Consider the following 15,517-nt stretch of genomic DNA (forward strand, 5'->3'; position numbering starts at 1 on the left):
TGATATGAACGTAGTGTTGAACCGGTGGAGGATCCTGATCGCGTCAGTGATCATTAATATCTGTGTGGGTGCAGTGTACGCCTTTAGTATCTTTGCATTGCCTTTAACCAAAGTTTTCGATGTAACAATGCCGGATATTATGTTGGCATTTACCATTAACGCGGCTATCGCTCCAATTCCAATGATTTTAGGCGGGAAATTGGTGGACAAAGGGGGAGCCAAAACAGCCATATTCATTGGCGGTGCCATGTTTGGGCTTGGATTTATCTTATCCGGCTTGGCAACCGCACCATGGATGCTGTACATCACTTATGGTGTGATTACCGGGGTGGGCCAGGGGATTGTATATTCCGCAACCATTGGTAACACAGTTAAGCTATTCCCGGATAAAAGAGGGCTGGCTACAGGGATTGTAACAGCTGGATATGGCGGTGGAACCATCGTTATTGCTCCTATAGCGAATGCGCTAATTTCCAGCAATGGTGTCCAGTCTGCACTCATTACGCTCGGTATTGCCTTTTTAGCACTTATTTTAAGCCTGGGCCTATTGGTTAAACCAACCCCGGTCGGTTATATCCCTCAGGGTTGGACGCCTCCAACTGCTGGAGCTTCTAAGGGCGGGGTTAATATCCCATGGTACGAAATGATCAAGAAGCCGATATTTTATGTAATCGCCTGTCTATTCCTGATCGGTGCATTGTCAGGAATGATGGTAACCGCAAATGCTTCCGTAATCGGCCAGAAAATGTTTGGTCTTTCAGCCGCAGCCGCAGCCCTGTATGTAAGTTTATATGCTTTCAGTAACTGCATGGGCCGTATCTTCTGGGGGGCCGTATCAGACAAAATCGGACGTGTGAAATGTCTGCTCATGATCTACCTGGTCATTGCCGGCATGATGTTGACCATAGCTTTGTCTAACTCAGTAGCCGGATTTGGAATAGCAATCGTAGGAATTGGCTTGTGCTTTGGAGGAACGATGGGGATCTTCCCGTCTATTGTCGGTGAGAAATTCGGTATGAAATACTACGGCGTGAACTATGGTGTAACGTTTATCGGGTATTCAGGAGCTGCGTTCTTCGGACCGAGAATTGCCAATAAGGTTGCAGCAGCGAACGATGGAATGTTTACGAATGCTTTTTACATCGCTTTGGTGATCTCCTTGGTTGGTTTTGCCTTAACCTTTGTTTTCAAAGCAATGGAAAAACCAAAAACCAAACAGGAGTTAACAAAAGCAGCATAGTACTCTTCAATAGAATAATATTTATAAAAATGGAGGATTTCAAACATGTCTATTACCAAATTATTAGGGATTAAATATCCAATATTCCAAGGAGGCATGGCTCAAATTGCCGTCTCTCCTCTAGTAGGCGCTGTTTCGAATGCGGGAGGACTCGGCGTCATTGGCTCAGGCGGATTTACAGCGGAACGTCTTCGTGAAGAGATCTGCAAGGCCAAAGCCAGTACGAACAAACCCTTTGCCGTTAACTTGATGTTGATGATGAACAATATCCCGGAACTGATCGAAGTGATTATTGAAGAAGGCGTAAAAATTGTTACCACAGGCGCAGGCACTCCTGCCCCATACATGCAAACCTTTAAAGAAAATGGGATTATCGTTATTCCAGTAGTGCCATCTGTAAAAATCGCTAAGAAGATGGAAGCCTTAGGGGTGGATGCCATTGTAGCTGAGGGGACTGAAGCAGGGGGTCATGTAGGTGAAACAACGACGATGGCTCTGCTCCCTCAAGTGGTTAGTGCGGTTTCCATTCCGGTTGTCGGCGCCGGGGGGATTGCGGATGGCCGTGGAGTCGCAGCAGCCTTTGCTTTGGGAGCTCAGGGAGTTCAAGTGGGCACCCGTTTCTTAGCTACTGTTGAATGTCCTACTCACGAGAACTTCAAGCAAGCCGTAATTGCAGCAGACGATACCAGCACAACGGTTACCGGACGCAGTCTAGGCGGGCCTGTAAGAAGTATTAAGAATAGTATGATTGCAGAATTTCTTAAGCTTGAAAATGAAAATGCATCCCGTGAAGAGTTAGAGAAATTAAGCTTGGGATCTTTGCGTAAAGCGGTGTTTGAAGGCGATACTGAACATGGTTCAGTAATGGCCGGACAAATCTGCGGGATGTGTAATGAAATTACAACAGTTGAAGAAATGATTACCACGATGTTTGAAGAAGCTCAAGCCGTTCTGCAGAACCTGAGTAAAATATCTGTTATTGGCGCATAATTAATTTCTGTATAATTAAAAGCTGAGTGGTATCTGTACATGATGATACCACTTGGCTTTTTTTCTAAGCGGTATCTTAAATGAAAGCGGTATTTTATAATGAAGTAAGCATTTAATATAACGATATGGGACTGATAACTATGACTAAAAAAAACAAAAAGACAGCTAAATGTCCTATAGACGAAACGAATCAGGAATTGCCCTCTACTTTATTTGTCACTGATGCCAATGGAAATATATTAATTTCAAACGAATTTACGGCGTTGACCATTGGGGTTCCGCTGGAAGAGCTGCTCAAAGCCAATGTACAGGATTTGGTGAAGGCAGGCTTTTATAATCCATCCATTACGATGGAAGCCATTCAAACGAAACAAAAAGTGTCACGGAATGTAAATACAGCCAGAGGGTTTCATGTATTTTCTACAGCTATTCCTATTTTGGACAAGGATGGGGAAGTACAGCTTGTAGTGACCTCTTCCAATGAATTCAAGAAGGAAAATATAAATTTAGAAGCAAATGCCCTTGCAGCCCTCCAAATTAGAAAGAAATTAGAAGAAACATCAGCTGCGGGAAAAACGACAGGAATTATTGCTGAGAGCTTAGCCATGAAGCAAATTATTAAAGTCTGCAATCAAATTGCCTCTTACGACAGTAAAGTATTAATTTATGGTGAATCCGGAACGGGTAAAGAGGTCATCGCGAAATACATCCACCGGAAAAGTGAAAAGTGGAAGGGGCCCTTTATTGCCATTAACTGTGCGGCCATCCCTTCTGCTGTTTTTGAGTATGAATTATTTGGCTATGAAAAGGGAGCTTTTGCAGGCCAGGCAGAAGAGAAAAAGGGCATGATCGAAATCGCCAATGACGGGGTTCTTTTTCTGGATGAAATTGCTGAAATGCCATTGGATATGCAAGTCAAATTGTTGCGTGTTCTGGAGAACAATGAAGTGAGAAGAGTCGGCGGGATTAGTAATATTCCCATCAATTGCCGAATCATCTCAGCGACGAACCGGGATTTATGGGCATTGGTGAAAAAAGGCCTGTTTCGGGAAGATCTGTATTACCGGATTAATGTGATTCCGATTCATATTCCACCGCTCCGCAACCGGAAATTAGACCTTGTGGGATTAATCTCAAGTTTTATCGCTAACTTCAATCAAATGTACGGGAAAAAATTCAAGTTAAGTGCAGAAGAATTCCAGAACATGTTAGTACAGCCTTGGCAAGGAAATGCAAGAGAGCTTAGAAATTATGTGGAGAGGCTTGTTGTTACGGAACCCACAGATTTCAACCCGCAGCCTGAGGAGAATGTTGCAGATTGGTTTTCTATCGACCACTTTATAGATAAAAATCAACATAACCTCTCGAATCTAAAAGACTTCACAGCAGTTGTAGAGGGCCGTTACATCAGACAAGTACTGAAAGGATGTAAGGGTAACGGCACCGAGGCGGCTAAAAAACTGGGTGTGGACCGATCGGTCATCTACAGAAAGTTAAAGAAGATGGAGGAAGTGCTGGATTCAAATGGTGACTCATCATCACAATAAAGCTAGATTTCATATGATAAACAATCTTACGAGCTGTAGATCGGCTGATCATCATCCTTTTCTTGAAGTGTCCGTATCTCAATCAGCTTCATTGCGGTAACAGCTGTGATTCCATGGCTGTCTCCCCTGGAGAATGTAAATATTCCGCCTGACTGTGCTTCAATGGTCAGGCCGTTCAGAATGACTGCGCCGTCTCCGGACAAGATCACCCAGCTCTTACTGGAATGGTGACAGAGCTGTTCGGGTAGTGTCTGGCCTGGCAGCAGGGACAATTTCAGCGTAAGAACCAGGCCGGCACTGCTAGAGGTCCGGTCGAGGACGGTATAGCTTCCCCATTTGGTTTCGCCATATCTGGGTTCTGCTGAAGCGTCCTGGATGATTTCTTTTATCCCGTTTGCGTCCTCTTTTCGGGCAAGCAGGATCCCCTCCGGACCACTTACAGCAACTACGCCGGATAAACCGATTACATGCAGCGGAATGTCCAGTTCGTTAACAATGTGGGTATTCCGGCATTCCCCCCAAATTCCGCCTGCTCCAACCACCGGCTGAGCAAGCTGGGCGGTGAGCGTTCCCCAGCTTCCCAGATCCAGCCATTCACCTTCATGCCGAAGTACGACAGCTTTGCTGCTGCGTTCAGCAATCTCCTTGTCAAAGCTGCGGACCGGGAATCCGGGATACTGTTCTGTAAATGCAGCCAGTTCCACGGGCAGACCCATCTGCTGTAAATGGGAGAGCATGAAACGTAACGAAAAAGCAAAAACTCCACAGTTCCATAAGGCGTTGTGCCCGATCAACTCCTCAGCCTTGGCAGTATCCGGTTTTTCTGCAAAAGAAATCACCGGAGAATACCGCTTGCCAGCGGCGTCTCCCGGGACAATATAGCCATACTGGTCTGAGGGGTGGGCGGGCCTTGTCCCAAGCAACACAAGATCGGCCTTAGATTCAGCCAAAACATCCGAAAATTGATGAAATAACCGGAAGAATCCGTCATCCGCATACATATCCGCGGGGGCCACACACAAGGTGTCTTCCGGTTTAGCTGTTCCTGAGGAATATAAATAGAGGGCCCCCAGCGCGGCAGCCGTGAATGTACCGCGTTTATAAGGCTCCCCAATCACCGGATATCCGCCACGGGTATGCCGCTGCATCAGAGCCAGCTGATCCTTATGTGTGACGAACAAGACCGATTGATCCAGTCCGGCCTGGTCAAGCTGGCGGCATACCCGCCCGATCATTGACTCCGTACCTCCAGCCGGAGCAGGAAGCAGCTTCAGAAACATTTTGGAACGGATGCTGCCTGAGAGCGGCCATAGACGCTGTCCGGAACCGCCGCACAAAAAAATAGTATGCAAGGCTGTCTGCCTCCTTAGCGCTTAGCTGGAATGGAATAACCCTTTCGATGATGGAAGGAAAGCGAGCGGTAGGTGCGGGCCAGTTTTTGAAGCCGAGTGGTACCCAGGGCGGCTGCAGATGTTGACAGAGCTTTATTATTGGCCTTCTTGAGCAGGACTGAGGTGCTATCCCTGCTGTAAACATAATTGGCGTAGGTTTCAAATTCGGAGAAGCCGAACTGTTTCTTCCTGTCGATGCTGCGTAGGATGGCGGCATGCCATGATACCCCGTGCCGGGCTTCGATTTTTCGTTTTAACCCCGCAAGCTTTGCCCTTTCAAACAGCATGTAATGGGTGACAAAGGATTTGGGAGAAGGTGCGGCAACGCCCATAAGCTTACGGTACGTGCGGAAATACTCCGGCTGGCTCCAGCTGCGGCAGTAAAAGATGCTTTTGCCCCCGGAACGGAAATGGTGGGGACGGATTAACACCGTGTCGGCATCAATGACCAGGAAAAAGTTCTCCCGGCAGATCTGATCGCCGTTCATTTTCAGCAGCTGCTGATACAGCCAGCCGGAACGGTTCCAGCGGGAGGAGGAATAGTGGATATCCTTTTTGGTAAAAGGAAGAACGGTGGTCTCATTGACAAAAATACAGCCTTTTCGAGCACACAGATTCCTGATTCTGCTGCTGTTCGGCGAGACAATGTAGATATGGCTGATGGGATGCCGTACATAGCGGCGAAGACTATCGATGACATAGGGGAGGGTCGCCAGATCCTTTTCAATGGCCGGGATAAGGACATCAATCGCGGGACCGCTGGTCGTTAAACCTGTAATTGCTGACATAGGCTCATCTCCGTGCACGTATTGACACTTAGGGCGTCTGAACTAATGTATGCTTCATACGTACTGCATGACCGGGCAAAGACCCCTGTAAATATTATCTTTCCGTATGGGATATTTGCTTCATTCAGCCGGAGCTGATCCTGCATACAATGCAGTGACTATGTAACCCAGCGAGGGCGAAACCCCTCTCAGACAGGAGAGTGAAAGAGTGAAGACAAAACCGGTGAACGCTGTACAAAGCAAATGGATTAAGACCAAATTGCTGCTCCGCAATGCGTCGATCAAGCCTTTTATCCCCGATACCCGAAAATTCAACAAAGGAAATCTGGAGCAGATGATTCACAGCTACGGAATGATCTATGTGAAGCCGGAACGGGGCACCTATGGGAACGGAGTCATTCGCGCTGAGCGGGGGGAACGGCAAGGATTCAAGTATCAATATGAGGAGAAGGTCCGTCACTTTGACACCTTTGAAGCCTTTCACAAGAGTCTGGCGAAGAAGACAGGCGGGAGAAGCTATTTGATTCAAAAAGGTATTCATCTGCTGAAGCATAACCGGCGCCGTTTCGATATCCGGGTGATGGTTCAGCTGAGCCCCAAGGGGATCTGGGAAGCTACGGGAATCATTGGAAGACTGGGGCATCCGCAGAAAATTGTTACCAACTACCACAGCGGTGGCAAACCGATGGCTATAGAAACCCTGCTCTCCTCTCATTTGACTTCGCACCGGCTGGGGATGCTGACAGAGGAGCTGAATAGACTGGGTACCCGAATGGCTGCGCATATGCAGAAAACCTATCCCCGTATCCGCCAAATCGGCGTGGATGTCGGTCTGGACCGGTCCCTGACGCCATGGATTATTGAAGTGAACATGAATCCGGACCCCTATATCTTCAATCAGCTTAAGGATAAATCCATGTACAGAAAAGTAATGAGGTACCGTCGGTTTAGCATGAAAAAATGAAGCTGTCGCCCTGGATCGACCTGTCGCTTGAATTGGCTCTATAAGAATCGTAAGCCATAACCCCACCCAGTGGGGTTATTTGGGCATGTGTCTGACTTCAATGGCTGACATCCATTATTATTGTCGAAAAAAAGCGAAAGAAGCTAAGAGTGTGATGTACTTCAGCGAAAAGAATGAACGAGCGATGTAGAGTTAAGAAGTTAAGCTATCAAAACTCCAAATGATTAGAACAATTATCTTGTGAATCTGGTGGGTACTGCCGATAACTATTAGGTATACATACAGAGGCTCAATAACGGGATGGAGAATCAGTGGATTAATGGGGGGAGATATTGTGGAATTATTGGAAGAAATCATGTTCCTGCACAAGGGGGGGAAACTTGAAACAACCTTAAAGAATCCGATCCGGACGAAAGAGGATTTGTCAAAAGTATACACACCCGGTGTAGCGAAGGTTTGTCAGGCGATTGCTGCGGATCAGGCCCAGGCTTATGAATTGACAACAAAGAAAAACACGGTAGCCGTGATATCCGATGGAACCGCAGTGCTCGGTCTGGGAGATATAGGCCCGAGAGCGGCCATGCCCGTTATGGAAGGCAAAGCGGCGCTGTTCAAGCAGTTCGCCAATGTGGATGCTGTACCGATCTGCCTTGATTCGAAAGATACGGAAGAAATTATTACGATTGTAAAAGCACTCGCCCCTACTTTCGGAGGCATTAATCTGGAGGATATTTCCTCGCCCCGTTGTTTTGAAATCGAAAAGAGACTGCGTAATGAACTGGATATCCCGGTATTTCATGATGACCAGCACGGTACAGCCATCGTTGTGCTTGCCGGGCTGCTGAACGCCCTGAAAGTATGCGGCAAGCAGATCAAGGATGTCAAAATCGTGGTGAATGGTGTTGGTGCAGCCGGCATCTCTGTTTCCAAAATGCTGCTGCAAGCCGGGGCTGTGAACCTGATCGGTGTAGACCGGGAAGGTGCCATCAGCCGGACGGTTTCCTATAGCCGGACACATTGGAGCGAATTTGCCCAATTGACGAATCCCAACCTTGAGAGCGGCCAGTTGTCGGATGTAATCAAAGGTGCGGATGTCTTTGTCGGAGTTTCTGCACCGGATGTGCTGAAGCTGGAGGATGTGCTGAACATGGCTAAGGATTCCATCGTGTTCGCCATGGCGAATCCTACGCCGGAGATTGATCCCGCGATCGCTGCACCGCATGTCAGAGTGATGGCGACGGGCCGTTCCGATTACCCGAATCAGATTAATAACGTGCTGTGTTTTCCCGGTATTTTTAGAGGGGCACTGGATTGTGAAGCTACTGACATTAATGATGAGATGAAGCTGGCGGCGGCTGAGGCAATTTCCTCGGTGATTGATCCTGCGGATCTTCATGAGGAATATATTATCCCGGATGCGTTTGATCCGCGGGTGGTGGAGAGAATCCGCGTAGCCGTCGCTGAAGCGGCCTTCAAAAGCGGCGTATCCAAAAAAGACCTGCAGATCGGCTTTCATTCATGAATATAAGGAAATAAACAGCGCGGCCGTCCATTTGGGACGGCCGCGCTGTTTTTACAATGTCAGAAGGTGTTATTTCATGCTACCTGCAAGCGCCGTGAAGATTACACCGAGTGCGAAGGCTCCGGCATCCGGGTAGCCGATGCTGCGTTCACCTACGGTGCCGGCTCTGCCCATCCGGGCTACGATGGCCTCTGTGCTTTTGGCGCCATGAACGGCGGCCGCAGCGGCTTTGGTGAAAGCGTCATGCAGTGTGTCGCCCTGCCCGGCGCTGCTCTGCCACGATTCAGCGCAGGGAACCAGAGCATCAATCAGGGTTTTATCGCCGACTACGGCTCCCCGGCCGAAGGAACGCTCGCCCGTATCCTGAATGCCCTTGACAGAGGCGGCAAGCAGTTCAGCCACTTCATGAATAGACAGGGAGGTCTTGCTGTCAGCAGATTTCCCTGCCGCGCGGAATGCAGAGCCCCAGATTGGACCGGAAGCGCCTCCGCAGTGCTCCATAATAATCAAGGAACAGGCCTTAAGGAAGCTGCCAATGTCCTTGGAGTGATTCTCCAGGAGATCAGGCCATTCCTTTTTCAGCTGCTTGAAGCCTTTGGCTACACTCATGCCGAAATCTCCGTCTCCTGCATGGGCATCCAACTCGCAGAAAGGTACTTCGTTTTCGATGATAATTTCGCTCATCTGGTCGATGAGATAGATGATGTTATACAGCGACAGGCTTTCGTTCTGAATAACTGCGTGGGCAGGATCTGTTTCATTGGTATAGCTTACTTCTCTGGACTCAGACTGCTGTTCCAGCGGATCGGTATACAGAACAGGTTCTGAGGGTCCTGTAATTCTCAGGGCAGGTGTATCGCAGGGGGCGGCCAGCCATTGGTTCAGCTCATCGTCAAGATGCATCAGGGTCACTGAAGCACCGGCCATATCGATACTGGTCATATAGCTGCCAACGAGTGTCCGCCGAACCGTAATGCCGCGTTCGGCCAGCTCCCGCATGACAGCATTGTTCAGAACATACAATTCCTGCAGCGGCGTGGCTCCGAAGCCATTGATTAGAACAGCTACTTCCTGACCGCTCTTACCCTCAAGGTGCAGATTTTCCAGCAGTGAGGAAATCATACGTCCGGCAAGCTCATCGGCACTGACCACCTTTTCCTTGCGGATACCCGGCTCACCGTGGATACCGACACCATACTCCATTTCATCCTCCGCCAGCTGGAAGGTAGGCGTTCCCTTGGCTGGAACGGTGCAGGAGGTAAATGCGAAGCCAATGCTGCGAACCTTATCCGCTGCATGCTGGGCTGCCCGCTTCACTTCCTCCAGAGACAGACCGGCCTCCGCCGCGGCACCCGCGACTTTGTGTACAAAGATGGTTCCGGCAACACCTCTTCTGCCGATGGTATACAGGCTATCCTCTACCGCGATGTCATCTTCCACCTTCACATAGTCGACCTGAATGCCGTCTTCAATGGCCAGCTGCGCCGCATTCTGGAAGTTCATCATATCGCCGCTGTAATTTTTGATGATTAGGAGAGTACCCTTGCTGCCTGCGGTATTGCGGATAGCTTGATACACTTGGATCTGGGACGGGGAGGCGAATACATCCCCGCAGACTGCCGCGTCGAGCATCCCTTGACCCACAAAGCCCGCATGGGCAGGTTCATGTCCGCTGCCGCCCCCGCTGATCAGGGTAACCTTCTGTTTGTTGAGCGCTTTTTTGGCAATGACCTTGTGTTTGCTGTCAAACACAAGCTCCGGATGAGCCATCACAAGCCCATTACCCATTTCGCGGACTAAGGTTTCCGGCTGATTGATTATCTTTTTCATGCGCGTCTATACCCTGCCTTTCTTGAAGGCCTGACCCAGCTGGTCGGCAACCGTAATCGCCGCAGCTACCGCTTCCGGTGTGACCGGGAATGGCATGGAGTGGATTGATTCTTCCGGGATGCAGGCTTTGCGGGCGACGTCCAGCAGTTCTTCTTTTGTAATGGATTGAACGCCAATGTCTGCAAGGCATACAGGAAGACCTACCGAAACGCAGAAAGCGAGTACTTCCTGGATTTCGCGGCTGTCTGCATTCTCCAGCACCAGCTGGGCGAGAGTACTGAAGGCTACTTTCTCGCCATGGTAATAATGATGGCTGCCCTCCAGCACAGTCAGACCATTGTGGATGGCATGCGCTGCTGCAAGTCCGCTGCTCTCAAAGCCGAGACCGGATAACAAGATGTTGGTCTCAATGATATTTTCCAGTGCAGGCGTAACCACATTCTGATCACAAGCGAGCTTGGCCTGAACGCCGTCCTCCAGCAGAGTTTCATAGCATACCCGGGCCAGTGCAAGAGCGGCTTTGGTTCCTTTGCCCTCTGTACTCACGCCTTCACGCACACCGCAGGGGAGTCCGGCATTTACGTTGGAGAAGGACCGCGAAGTAGCTCTTGCCTCAAAATAAGTAGACAAAGCATCTCCCATTCCGGATACCAGGAACCTCGTAGGGGCTTCGGCGATGATGGTTGTATCGATCATGACTACGGATGGGCTTTGTTTGAAATAAGCGTAGTCGTCAAATGCGCCTTCCGGTGTATATAGGACAGCTGAGTGGCTGGTTGGTGCGTCTGTCGCAGCAATGGTAGGAACGATGATTAAGCCATCTCCTTCGGCTACGCATTTGGCGGTATCAATCGCTTTGCCTCCGCCTAGGCCAATCGTACAGGCACAAGTATGTTCACGGGCCAGCGCCTGCAGCCTGGCAACTTCCTGGCGTGAGCACTCTCCGTGGAAATTGCCCGTAATCAAAGTGATCCCGAACTTACTGCTAGTGGCATCCAGCTTGGCTTGGACCCGCTGCACATCGTCCGGGTGGGCGATCAGCAGGGCCGAGTCTCCGAAGGTTTTCACAAAATACCCCAGGTTAAGCAGCTCGTCTTCCCCCTGGATATACTTGGTAGGGCTGATGAACACTTTTCTCATGACTTATTCCTCCTAAAGTTTTGTGAGCAACGCTTCCTTGATCAGAATTCATACAAAACTGGCCTCGGAAGCCTATGCTTTCGTATATCTACATTATAGACAGGGGCTGTGACAGATGCATGGAAGGAAACTAGCGAATTTAAGCGTTTTCAGATCGTAAATTTTTGTTATTTCCCATGAAAATATAATTATCTTGTCCTTAGGTGGCAGGATTCGATATAATTCAAGAATAGAACAGGTGTAATTCTGCCAGAGATGGGGACCGGATTATGATGCAGTCGAAATATGATCTAAAGTCAATTATTGATCTAGAGAAATGGAATGCGCTTCAGGATTCCCTGTCTCTTGTCACACAAATGGCTATAATCACAGTGGATTATAAAGGGGTTCCGGTCTCCCGGCACAGCCGCTGCCAATCCTTCTGTCAGGTGGTGCGCCAGGATGCGGAGCTATCCTCTTACTGTCAGAAATGTGATGCGCGCGGGGGACTGGAGGCCGTCCGGCTGAATGAGCCTTATGTGTATTTATGCCACTTCAATATTCTGGATATAGCGATTCCCATAACGGTTGACAACCAGTATGTTGGAGCTGTGATGGCGGGGCAGGTTAGGCTGGCCGGGAACGATGACTCGCGGCTGGAGCAAATTGTATCCCGTCCGGATACGCCGGGGAGCACTGGCACATTCGCAGCCTTAAGAGAGGAATATGCTCAGCTGCCCGTGATGCCATATTCACAAGTGGAGTCTATAGCCGGGATGCTGTCCCATCTGTGCAATTATATTGTTGAAGAAGCGAGCCGGAAGAATGAAATTATGGATTTGTACCAGCAGACCCAAGCTGCACCATCAGCTGATATTATGTCCAATAAGGCACTGGCAGATTCGGGGTATATAGCTGTTCAAGCGGGGGATAAGGAGCAGAGCGGTGCAGGTGTACTTACTGGAAGCGGAGTTCCATCATTAGCGACTCCAGCCGTTCCCATGGCAAGCTGCTCCAATCCAGTCCTGCAACCGGCCTTCGATTATATCTACAGCCACAAGCATGAGAATTTCACGCTGGAGAAGATGGGGCAGCTCTGCCATATCAGTCCCAGTTATTTTAGCCGGTTATTCGTTAGAGAGAGCGGAGAGAACTTCTCCGTCTATATCTCCCGGCTCAAAATGAATTGGGCCAAACAGCTTCTGGAAACGACGGAGCTGTCGATCAATCAGATCAGTGATCAGCTCAGCTTTTGCGATGCCGGATATTTCATCAAAATCTTCAAAAAACACGAGCAGCTGACACCGGCAGCCTACCGCTCATTAGTCAGGGCAAAGTAGGGACTTTTAACAAAACTACTACCAGCCGGGCCATGTATTCTTCCATTTTCCGCTCCAGATCGTAGCCGCCTTCATGCAGACACCAATTGTAGATGACGCCGCGCGCGGCGATGAACAGATACTCCGTCATTTCCTCGGCTGACATGCTGTCTATGAGCTGCCTGTGTGCTTGCCCTTTCTCCAGCAGCGCCTGCAGAACATTCTGCATATAGCGTCCCTTGGCGATGAACAACTTGTTGTTGCAGGTGTACAGTTGCTTTATCGTTTCGATGCCCACATTCAGATTGTATTCCGCATAGATTTTGAAATAGTCCACAATATCATTCTGTATTGAAGCCGAAGGCTCAAGTCCTCTGAATTTCTGGTCAAAAAATCCGTCAGCCTGCTCGTACATTTCAACGAGAATGTCACTTTTGGTGGAGAAGTAGTTATAGAAGGAACCTACGGAAACATTGGCACCACGGCAAATCTCAGCGATCGTAATGTCCTCCAGGGAGTGCTGCTGCATTAGCTTAACGGCACTTTCGAACAAGTTGCTTTTGGTCTGGATACTCTGCAGCTGCCTGGAGGTTAAAGGTTTATTCTTAAGCATTTTGGTACACTCCGTCCTGGATAATCTATTTTTAATGTAGGGGTTTGGCTTTCTTTTGTCAATTCAACTTAGTGAAAATAATCACATTATTTAGTGTGTTATGGATCTATAATGAATATATTCAGTGAATGCATTCACCGAAAATAACCTGATATGATTTCTGGGAGGACTTACAGTGAAGGACAGCCACAGAATTTTATTTGAACCGTTCAAAATCGGCAAGCTGGAGTTGAAAAACAGATTCGTGATGGCCCCGATGGGACCCGGCGGACTCTGCAATGCGGATGGAACATTCAATGAGCGCGGCGTGGAATATTATGTGGAACGTGCCAAAGGCGGCACCGGCCTGCTGATGACAGGTGTGACGATGGTCGAGAATGAGATTGAGAAATGCGCATTGCCGTCCATGCCTTGTCCAACGCTCAACCCGTACCATTTCATCAAGACCGGCAAGATGATGACCGAACGGATTCATGCCTATGGGGCAAAAATCTTTCTGCAGCTGTCCGCTGGCTTCGGGCGTGTAAGCATTCCTTCGATTGTAGGCAAGACTGCTGTAGCACCTTCACCGATTCCTCACCGTTGGCTGCCGGATGTAACCTGCCGTGAGCTCACGATTGAGGAAATCCATACCTATATAAGAAAATTTGCTGAATCTGCTGCGATTGCCAAAAAAGCCGGGTTCGACGGAATAGAGATTCATGCCGTGCATGAAGGCTACCTGCTCGACCAATTTGCTATTTCCTTCTTCAACCAGCGGACCGATGAATATGGGGGAAGCCTGCGCAACCGTCTGCGGTTCGCCACCCAAGTTGTCCAGGCGATCAAAGCGGAATGCGGTCAGGATTATCCGGTCTCGCTGCGCTACAGCATCAAGAGCTTCATCAAGGACTGGCGGCAGGGCGGGCTTCCCGGCGAGGAATTCACCGAGCAGGGCCGGGATATTGAAGAAGGGATTGAAGCGGCACTGATCCTGGAAGAAGCCGGATACGATGCATTTAACGGGGATGTGGGCTCCTATGATTCCTGGTATTGGGCGCATCCGCCTATGTATCAGGAGAAGGGACTCTACCTGCCATACAATAAAATTCTAAAAAGCATTCTTAAGGTTCCTGTAATCACCGCCGGAAGACTGGATGATCCGGACCGGGCCAGCGATGCCATCCGTGACGGAGCAACCGATATGATCGCGCTGGGCCGTCCGCTGCTGGCGGATGCCGATATTCCCAACAAGATCTGGGCGGGTCAAATCGAGCGGATTCGTCCGTGCCTGTCTTGCCAGGAGGGCTGTATGGGCCGGCTTGCTTCCTATGCTGCGATCTCCTGTGCCGTTAATCCGGCCTGCGGACGCGAGAAGGATTATGCCATCGGCAAGGCTGAGCAGCCGAAGCGTGTGCTGGTCATCGGCGGCGGTCCCGCTGGTTGTGAGGCAGCGCGCGTGGCTGCAACCCGCGGGCATCAGGTCACATTGCATGAGAAGAGCAGCCGTCTGGGCGGCAATCTGATCCCCGGAGGCGTACCAGGGTTCAAAGAGGATGACCATTTGCTGGCCGACTGGTATGGAGTTGAACTGAAGGCGCTGGGTATTGACCTTCGTCTGAACAGTGAGGTTACTTCGGACATTATCGCAGCGAGCGGTGCGGATGCTGTCATCTTTGCCACAGGCTCAACGCCAAAAAGCTTCACCATCGGAGATTCCTCCAACGTGTATACTGCGGAAGAGGTTCTGCTGGGTCAAAAGGATGCGGGAGATTCCACGATTATCATCGGCGGTGGACTGGTTGGCTGCGAAACGGCATTATGGCTCGAAGAGCAAGGAAAGAAAGTCACTCTCGTAGAAATGCAGGATGACATTCTGACGATTGGCGGCCCGCTATGCCATGCCAATGAAGATATGCTCCGTGATCTGGTGGCATTTAAAGATATCGAATTGCTTACGGATACCGTGGTAGCCGGCGCGGATGCAGGGGGCTTTGTGCTGAGAAATAAAGCAGGCGAGGAAAGAGTAGTTGCCGCAGATTCAGCGATTCTGGCCGTAGGCTATGCCCCACAGAAGAAGTTGTATGACGAGCTGAGTCAAGAGCTTCCGGAAACGTATCTGCTGGGAGATGCCAAGCAGGTTCAGAATATTATGTATGCGGTCTGGGATGCTTATGAAGTGGTCAAAAATATTTAATCGCCGAATTTAATGTGA

Annotated in this window: 12 protein-coding genes; 7 read left to right on the top strand and 5 right to left on the bottom strand. The window is 49.5% G+C overall.

All coding sequences use genetic code 11. The annotated features are described in order from the left end of the window. Positions 1 to 4: 4 nt before the first annotated feature. From A3849_RS30450 to A3849_RS30460, 3 genes are all read left to right on the top strand, one after another. Positions 5 to 1,240, top strand: coding sequence for an L-lactate MFS transporter (locus A3849_RS30450; protein ID WP_074114807.1), 1,236 nt, complete (start codon positions 5 to 7; stop codon positions 1,238 to 1,240). Positions 1,241 to 1,285: 45 nt separating this feature from the next. After that, a complete protein-coding gene (locus A3849_RS30455; RefSeq protein WP_074114808.1) occupies positions 1,286 to 2,230 on the top strand; it encodes a DUF561 domain-containing protein in 945 nt (314 codons plus the stop codon). A 140-nt stretch (positions 2,231 to 2,370) separates the two neighbouring features. Further along, positions 2,371 to 3,777 carry a sigma-54 interaction domain-containing protein gene (locus A3849_RS30460; protein WP_074114809.1) on the top strand — a complete coding sequence of 469 codons (1,407 nt, stop codon included), beginning with the start codon at positions 2,371 to 2,373 and terminating at the stop codon, positions 3,775 to 3,777. Between the two features lie 26 nt (positions 3,778 to 3,803). On the opposite strand, the gene A3849_RS30465 is transcribed toward A3849_RS30460, so the two are convergent. Together A3849_RS30465 and A3849_RS30470 are read right to left on the bottom strand one after the other, a co-directional pair. Beyond that, positions 3,804 to 5,129 (bottom strand): sugar phosphate nucleotidyltransferase, encoded by a 1,326-nt coding sequence (locus A3849_RS30465; RefSeq protein ID WP_074114810.1) that lies wholly within the window; start codon positions 5,127 to 5,129, stop codon positions 3,804 to 3,806. 14 nt (positions 5,130 to 5,143) lie between these two features. Then, positions 5,144 to 5,956 (bottom strand): DUF6492 family protein, encoded by an 813-nt coding sequence (locus tag A3849_RS30470; protein WP_074114811.1) that lies wholly within the window; start codon positions 5,954 to 5,956, stop codon positions 5,144 to 5,146. A 208-nt stretch (positions 5,957 to 6,164) separates the two neighbouring features. Here A3849_RS30470 and A3849_RS30475 point away from each other — a divergent pair, with 208 nt between their 5' ends. Together A3849_RS30475 and A3849_RS30480 are read left to right on the top strand one after the other, a co-directional pair. Further along, positions 6,165 to 6,920 carry a YheC/YheD family protein gene (locus A3849_RS30475; RefSeq protein ID WP_074114812.1) on the top strand — a complete coding sequence of 252 codons (756 nt, stop codon included), beginning with the start codon at positions 6,165 to 6,167 and terminating at the stop codon, positions 6,918 to 6,920. A 319-nt stretch (positions 6,921 to 7,239) separates the two neighbouring features. After that, positions 7,240 to 8,442, top strand: coding sequence for an NAD(P)-dependent malic enzyme (locus A3849_RS30480; protein ID WP_256701115.1), 1,203 nt, complete (start codon positions 7,240 to 7,242; stop codon positions 8,440 to 8,442). Between the two features lie 69 nt (positions 8,443 to 8,511). On the opposite strand, the gene dhaK is transcribed toward A3849_RS30480, so the two are convergent. Together dhaK and A3849_RS30490 are read right to left on the bottom strand one after the other, a co-directional pair. Then, positions 8,512 to 10,272 carry a dihydroxyacetone kinase subunit DhaK gene (gene dhaK / locus A3849_RS30485; protein ID WP_074114813.1) on the bottom strand — a complete coding sequence of 587 codons (1,761 nt, stop codon included), beginning with the start codon at positions 10,270 to 10,272 and terminating at the stop codon, positions 8,512 to 8,514. A gap of 6 nt (positions 10,273 to 10,278) precedes the next feature. Further along, entirely contained in the window at positions 10,279 to 11,412 is a 1,134-nt protein-coding gene (locus A3849_RS30490) for a glycerol dehydrogenase (protein ID WP_074114814.1), read from the bottom strand. Positions 11,413 to 11,681: 269 nt separating this feature from the next. Between A3849_RS30490 and A3849_RS30495 the strand changes: the two genes are divergently transcribed. Beyond that, positions 11,682 to 12,731, top strand: a complete 1,050-nt coding sequence (locus A3849_RS30495; RefSeq protein ID WP_306010725.1) for a PocR ligand-binding domain-containing protein — start codon at positions 11,682 to 11,684, stop codon at positions 12,729 to 12,731. Here A3849_RS30495 and A3849_RS30500 read toward each other — a convergent pair. Further along, complete coding sequence (locus A3849_RS30500) at positions 12,718 to 13,323, bottom strand: TetR/AcrR family transcriptional regulator (protein WP_074114815.1); 606 nt, start codon at positions 13,321 to 13,323, stop codon at positions 12,718 to 12,720. The two genes, A3849_RS30495 and A3849_RS30500, sit on opposite strands and share 14 nt — an antisense overlap. 175 nt (positions 13,324 to 13,498) lie before the next feature. On the opposite strand from A3849_RS30500, the gene A3849_RS30505 reads away from it, so the two are divergent. Continuing rightward, on the top strand, positions 13,499 to 15,499 hold the full coding sequence (locus tag A3849_RS30505) for an oxidoreductase (protein WP_074114816.1): 2,001 nt from the start codon (positions 13,499 to 13,501) through the stop codon (positions 15,497 to 15,499). Positions 15,500 to 15,517: the final 18 nt, after the last annotated feature.

It is taken from the genome of Paenibacillus sp. P46E (genome assembly GCF_001909095.1).
Classification (GTDB): domain Bacteria; phylum Bacillota; class Bacilli; order Paenibacillales; family Paenibacillaceae; genus Paenibacillus_AQ; species Paenibacillus_AQ helianthi.

Coding starts and splice junctions, on each gene's coding strand:
- dhaK (WP_074114813.1), bottom strand. CDS start 10,272: ATGAAAAAGATAATCAATCAGCCGGAAACCTTAGTCCGCGAAATGGGT.
- A3849_RS30455 (WP_074114808.1), top strand. CDS start 1,286: ATGTCTATTACCAAATTATTAGGGATTAAATATCCAATATTCCAAGGA.
- A3849_RS30470 (WP_074114811.1), bottom strand. CDS start 5,956: ATGTCAGCAATTACAGGTTTAACGACCAGCGGTCCCGCGATTGATGTC.
- A3849_RS30460 (WP_074114809.1), top strand. CDS start 2,371: ATGACTAAAAAAAACAAAAAGACAGCTAAATGTCCTATAGACGAAACG.
- A3849_RS30480 (WP_256701115.1), top strand. CDS start 7,240: ATGGGGGGAGATATTGTGGAATTATTGGAAGAAATCATGTTCCTGCAC.
- A3849_RS30495 (WP_306010725.1), top strand. CDS start 11,682: ATGATGCAGTCGAAATATGATCTAAAGTCAATTATTGATCTAGAGAAA.
- A3849_RS30490 (WP_074114814.1), bottom strand. CDS start 11,412: ATGAGAAAAGTGTTCATCAGCCCTACCAAGTATATCCAGGGGGAAGAC.
- A3849_RS30500 (WP_074114815.1), bottom strand. CDS start 13,323: ATGCTTAAGAATAAACCTTTAACCTCCAGGCAGCTGCAGAGTATCCAG.
- A3849_RS30450 (WP_074114807.1), top strand. CDS start 5: ATGAACGTAGTGTTGAACCGGTGGAGGATCCTGATCGCGTCAGTGATC.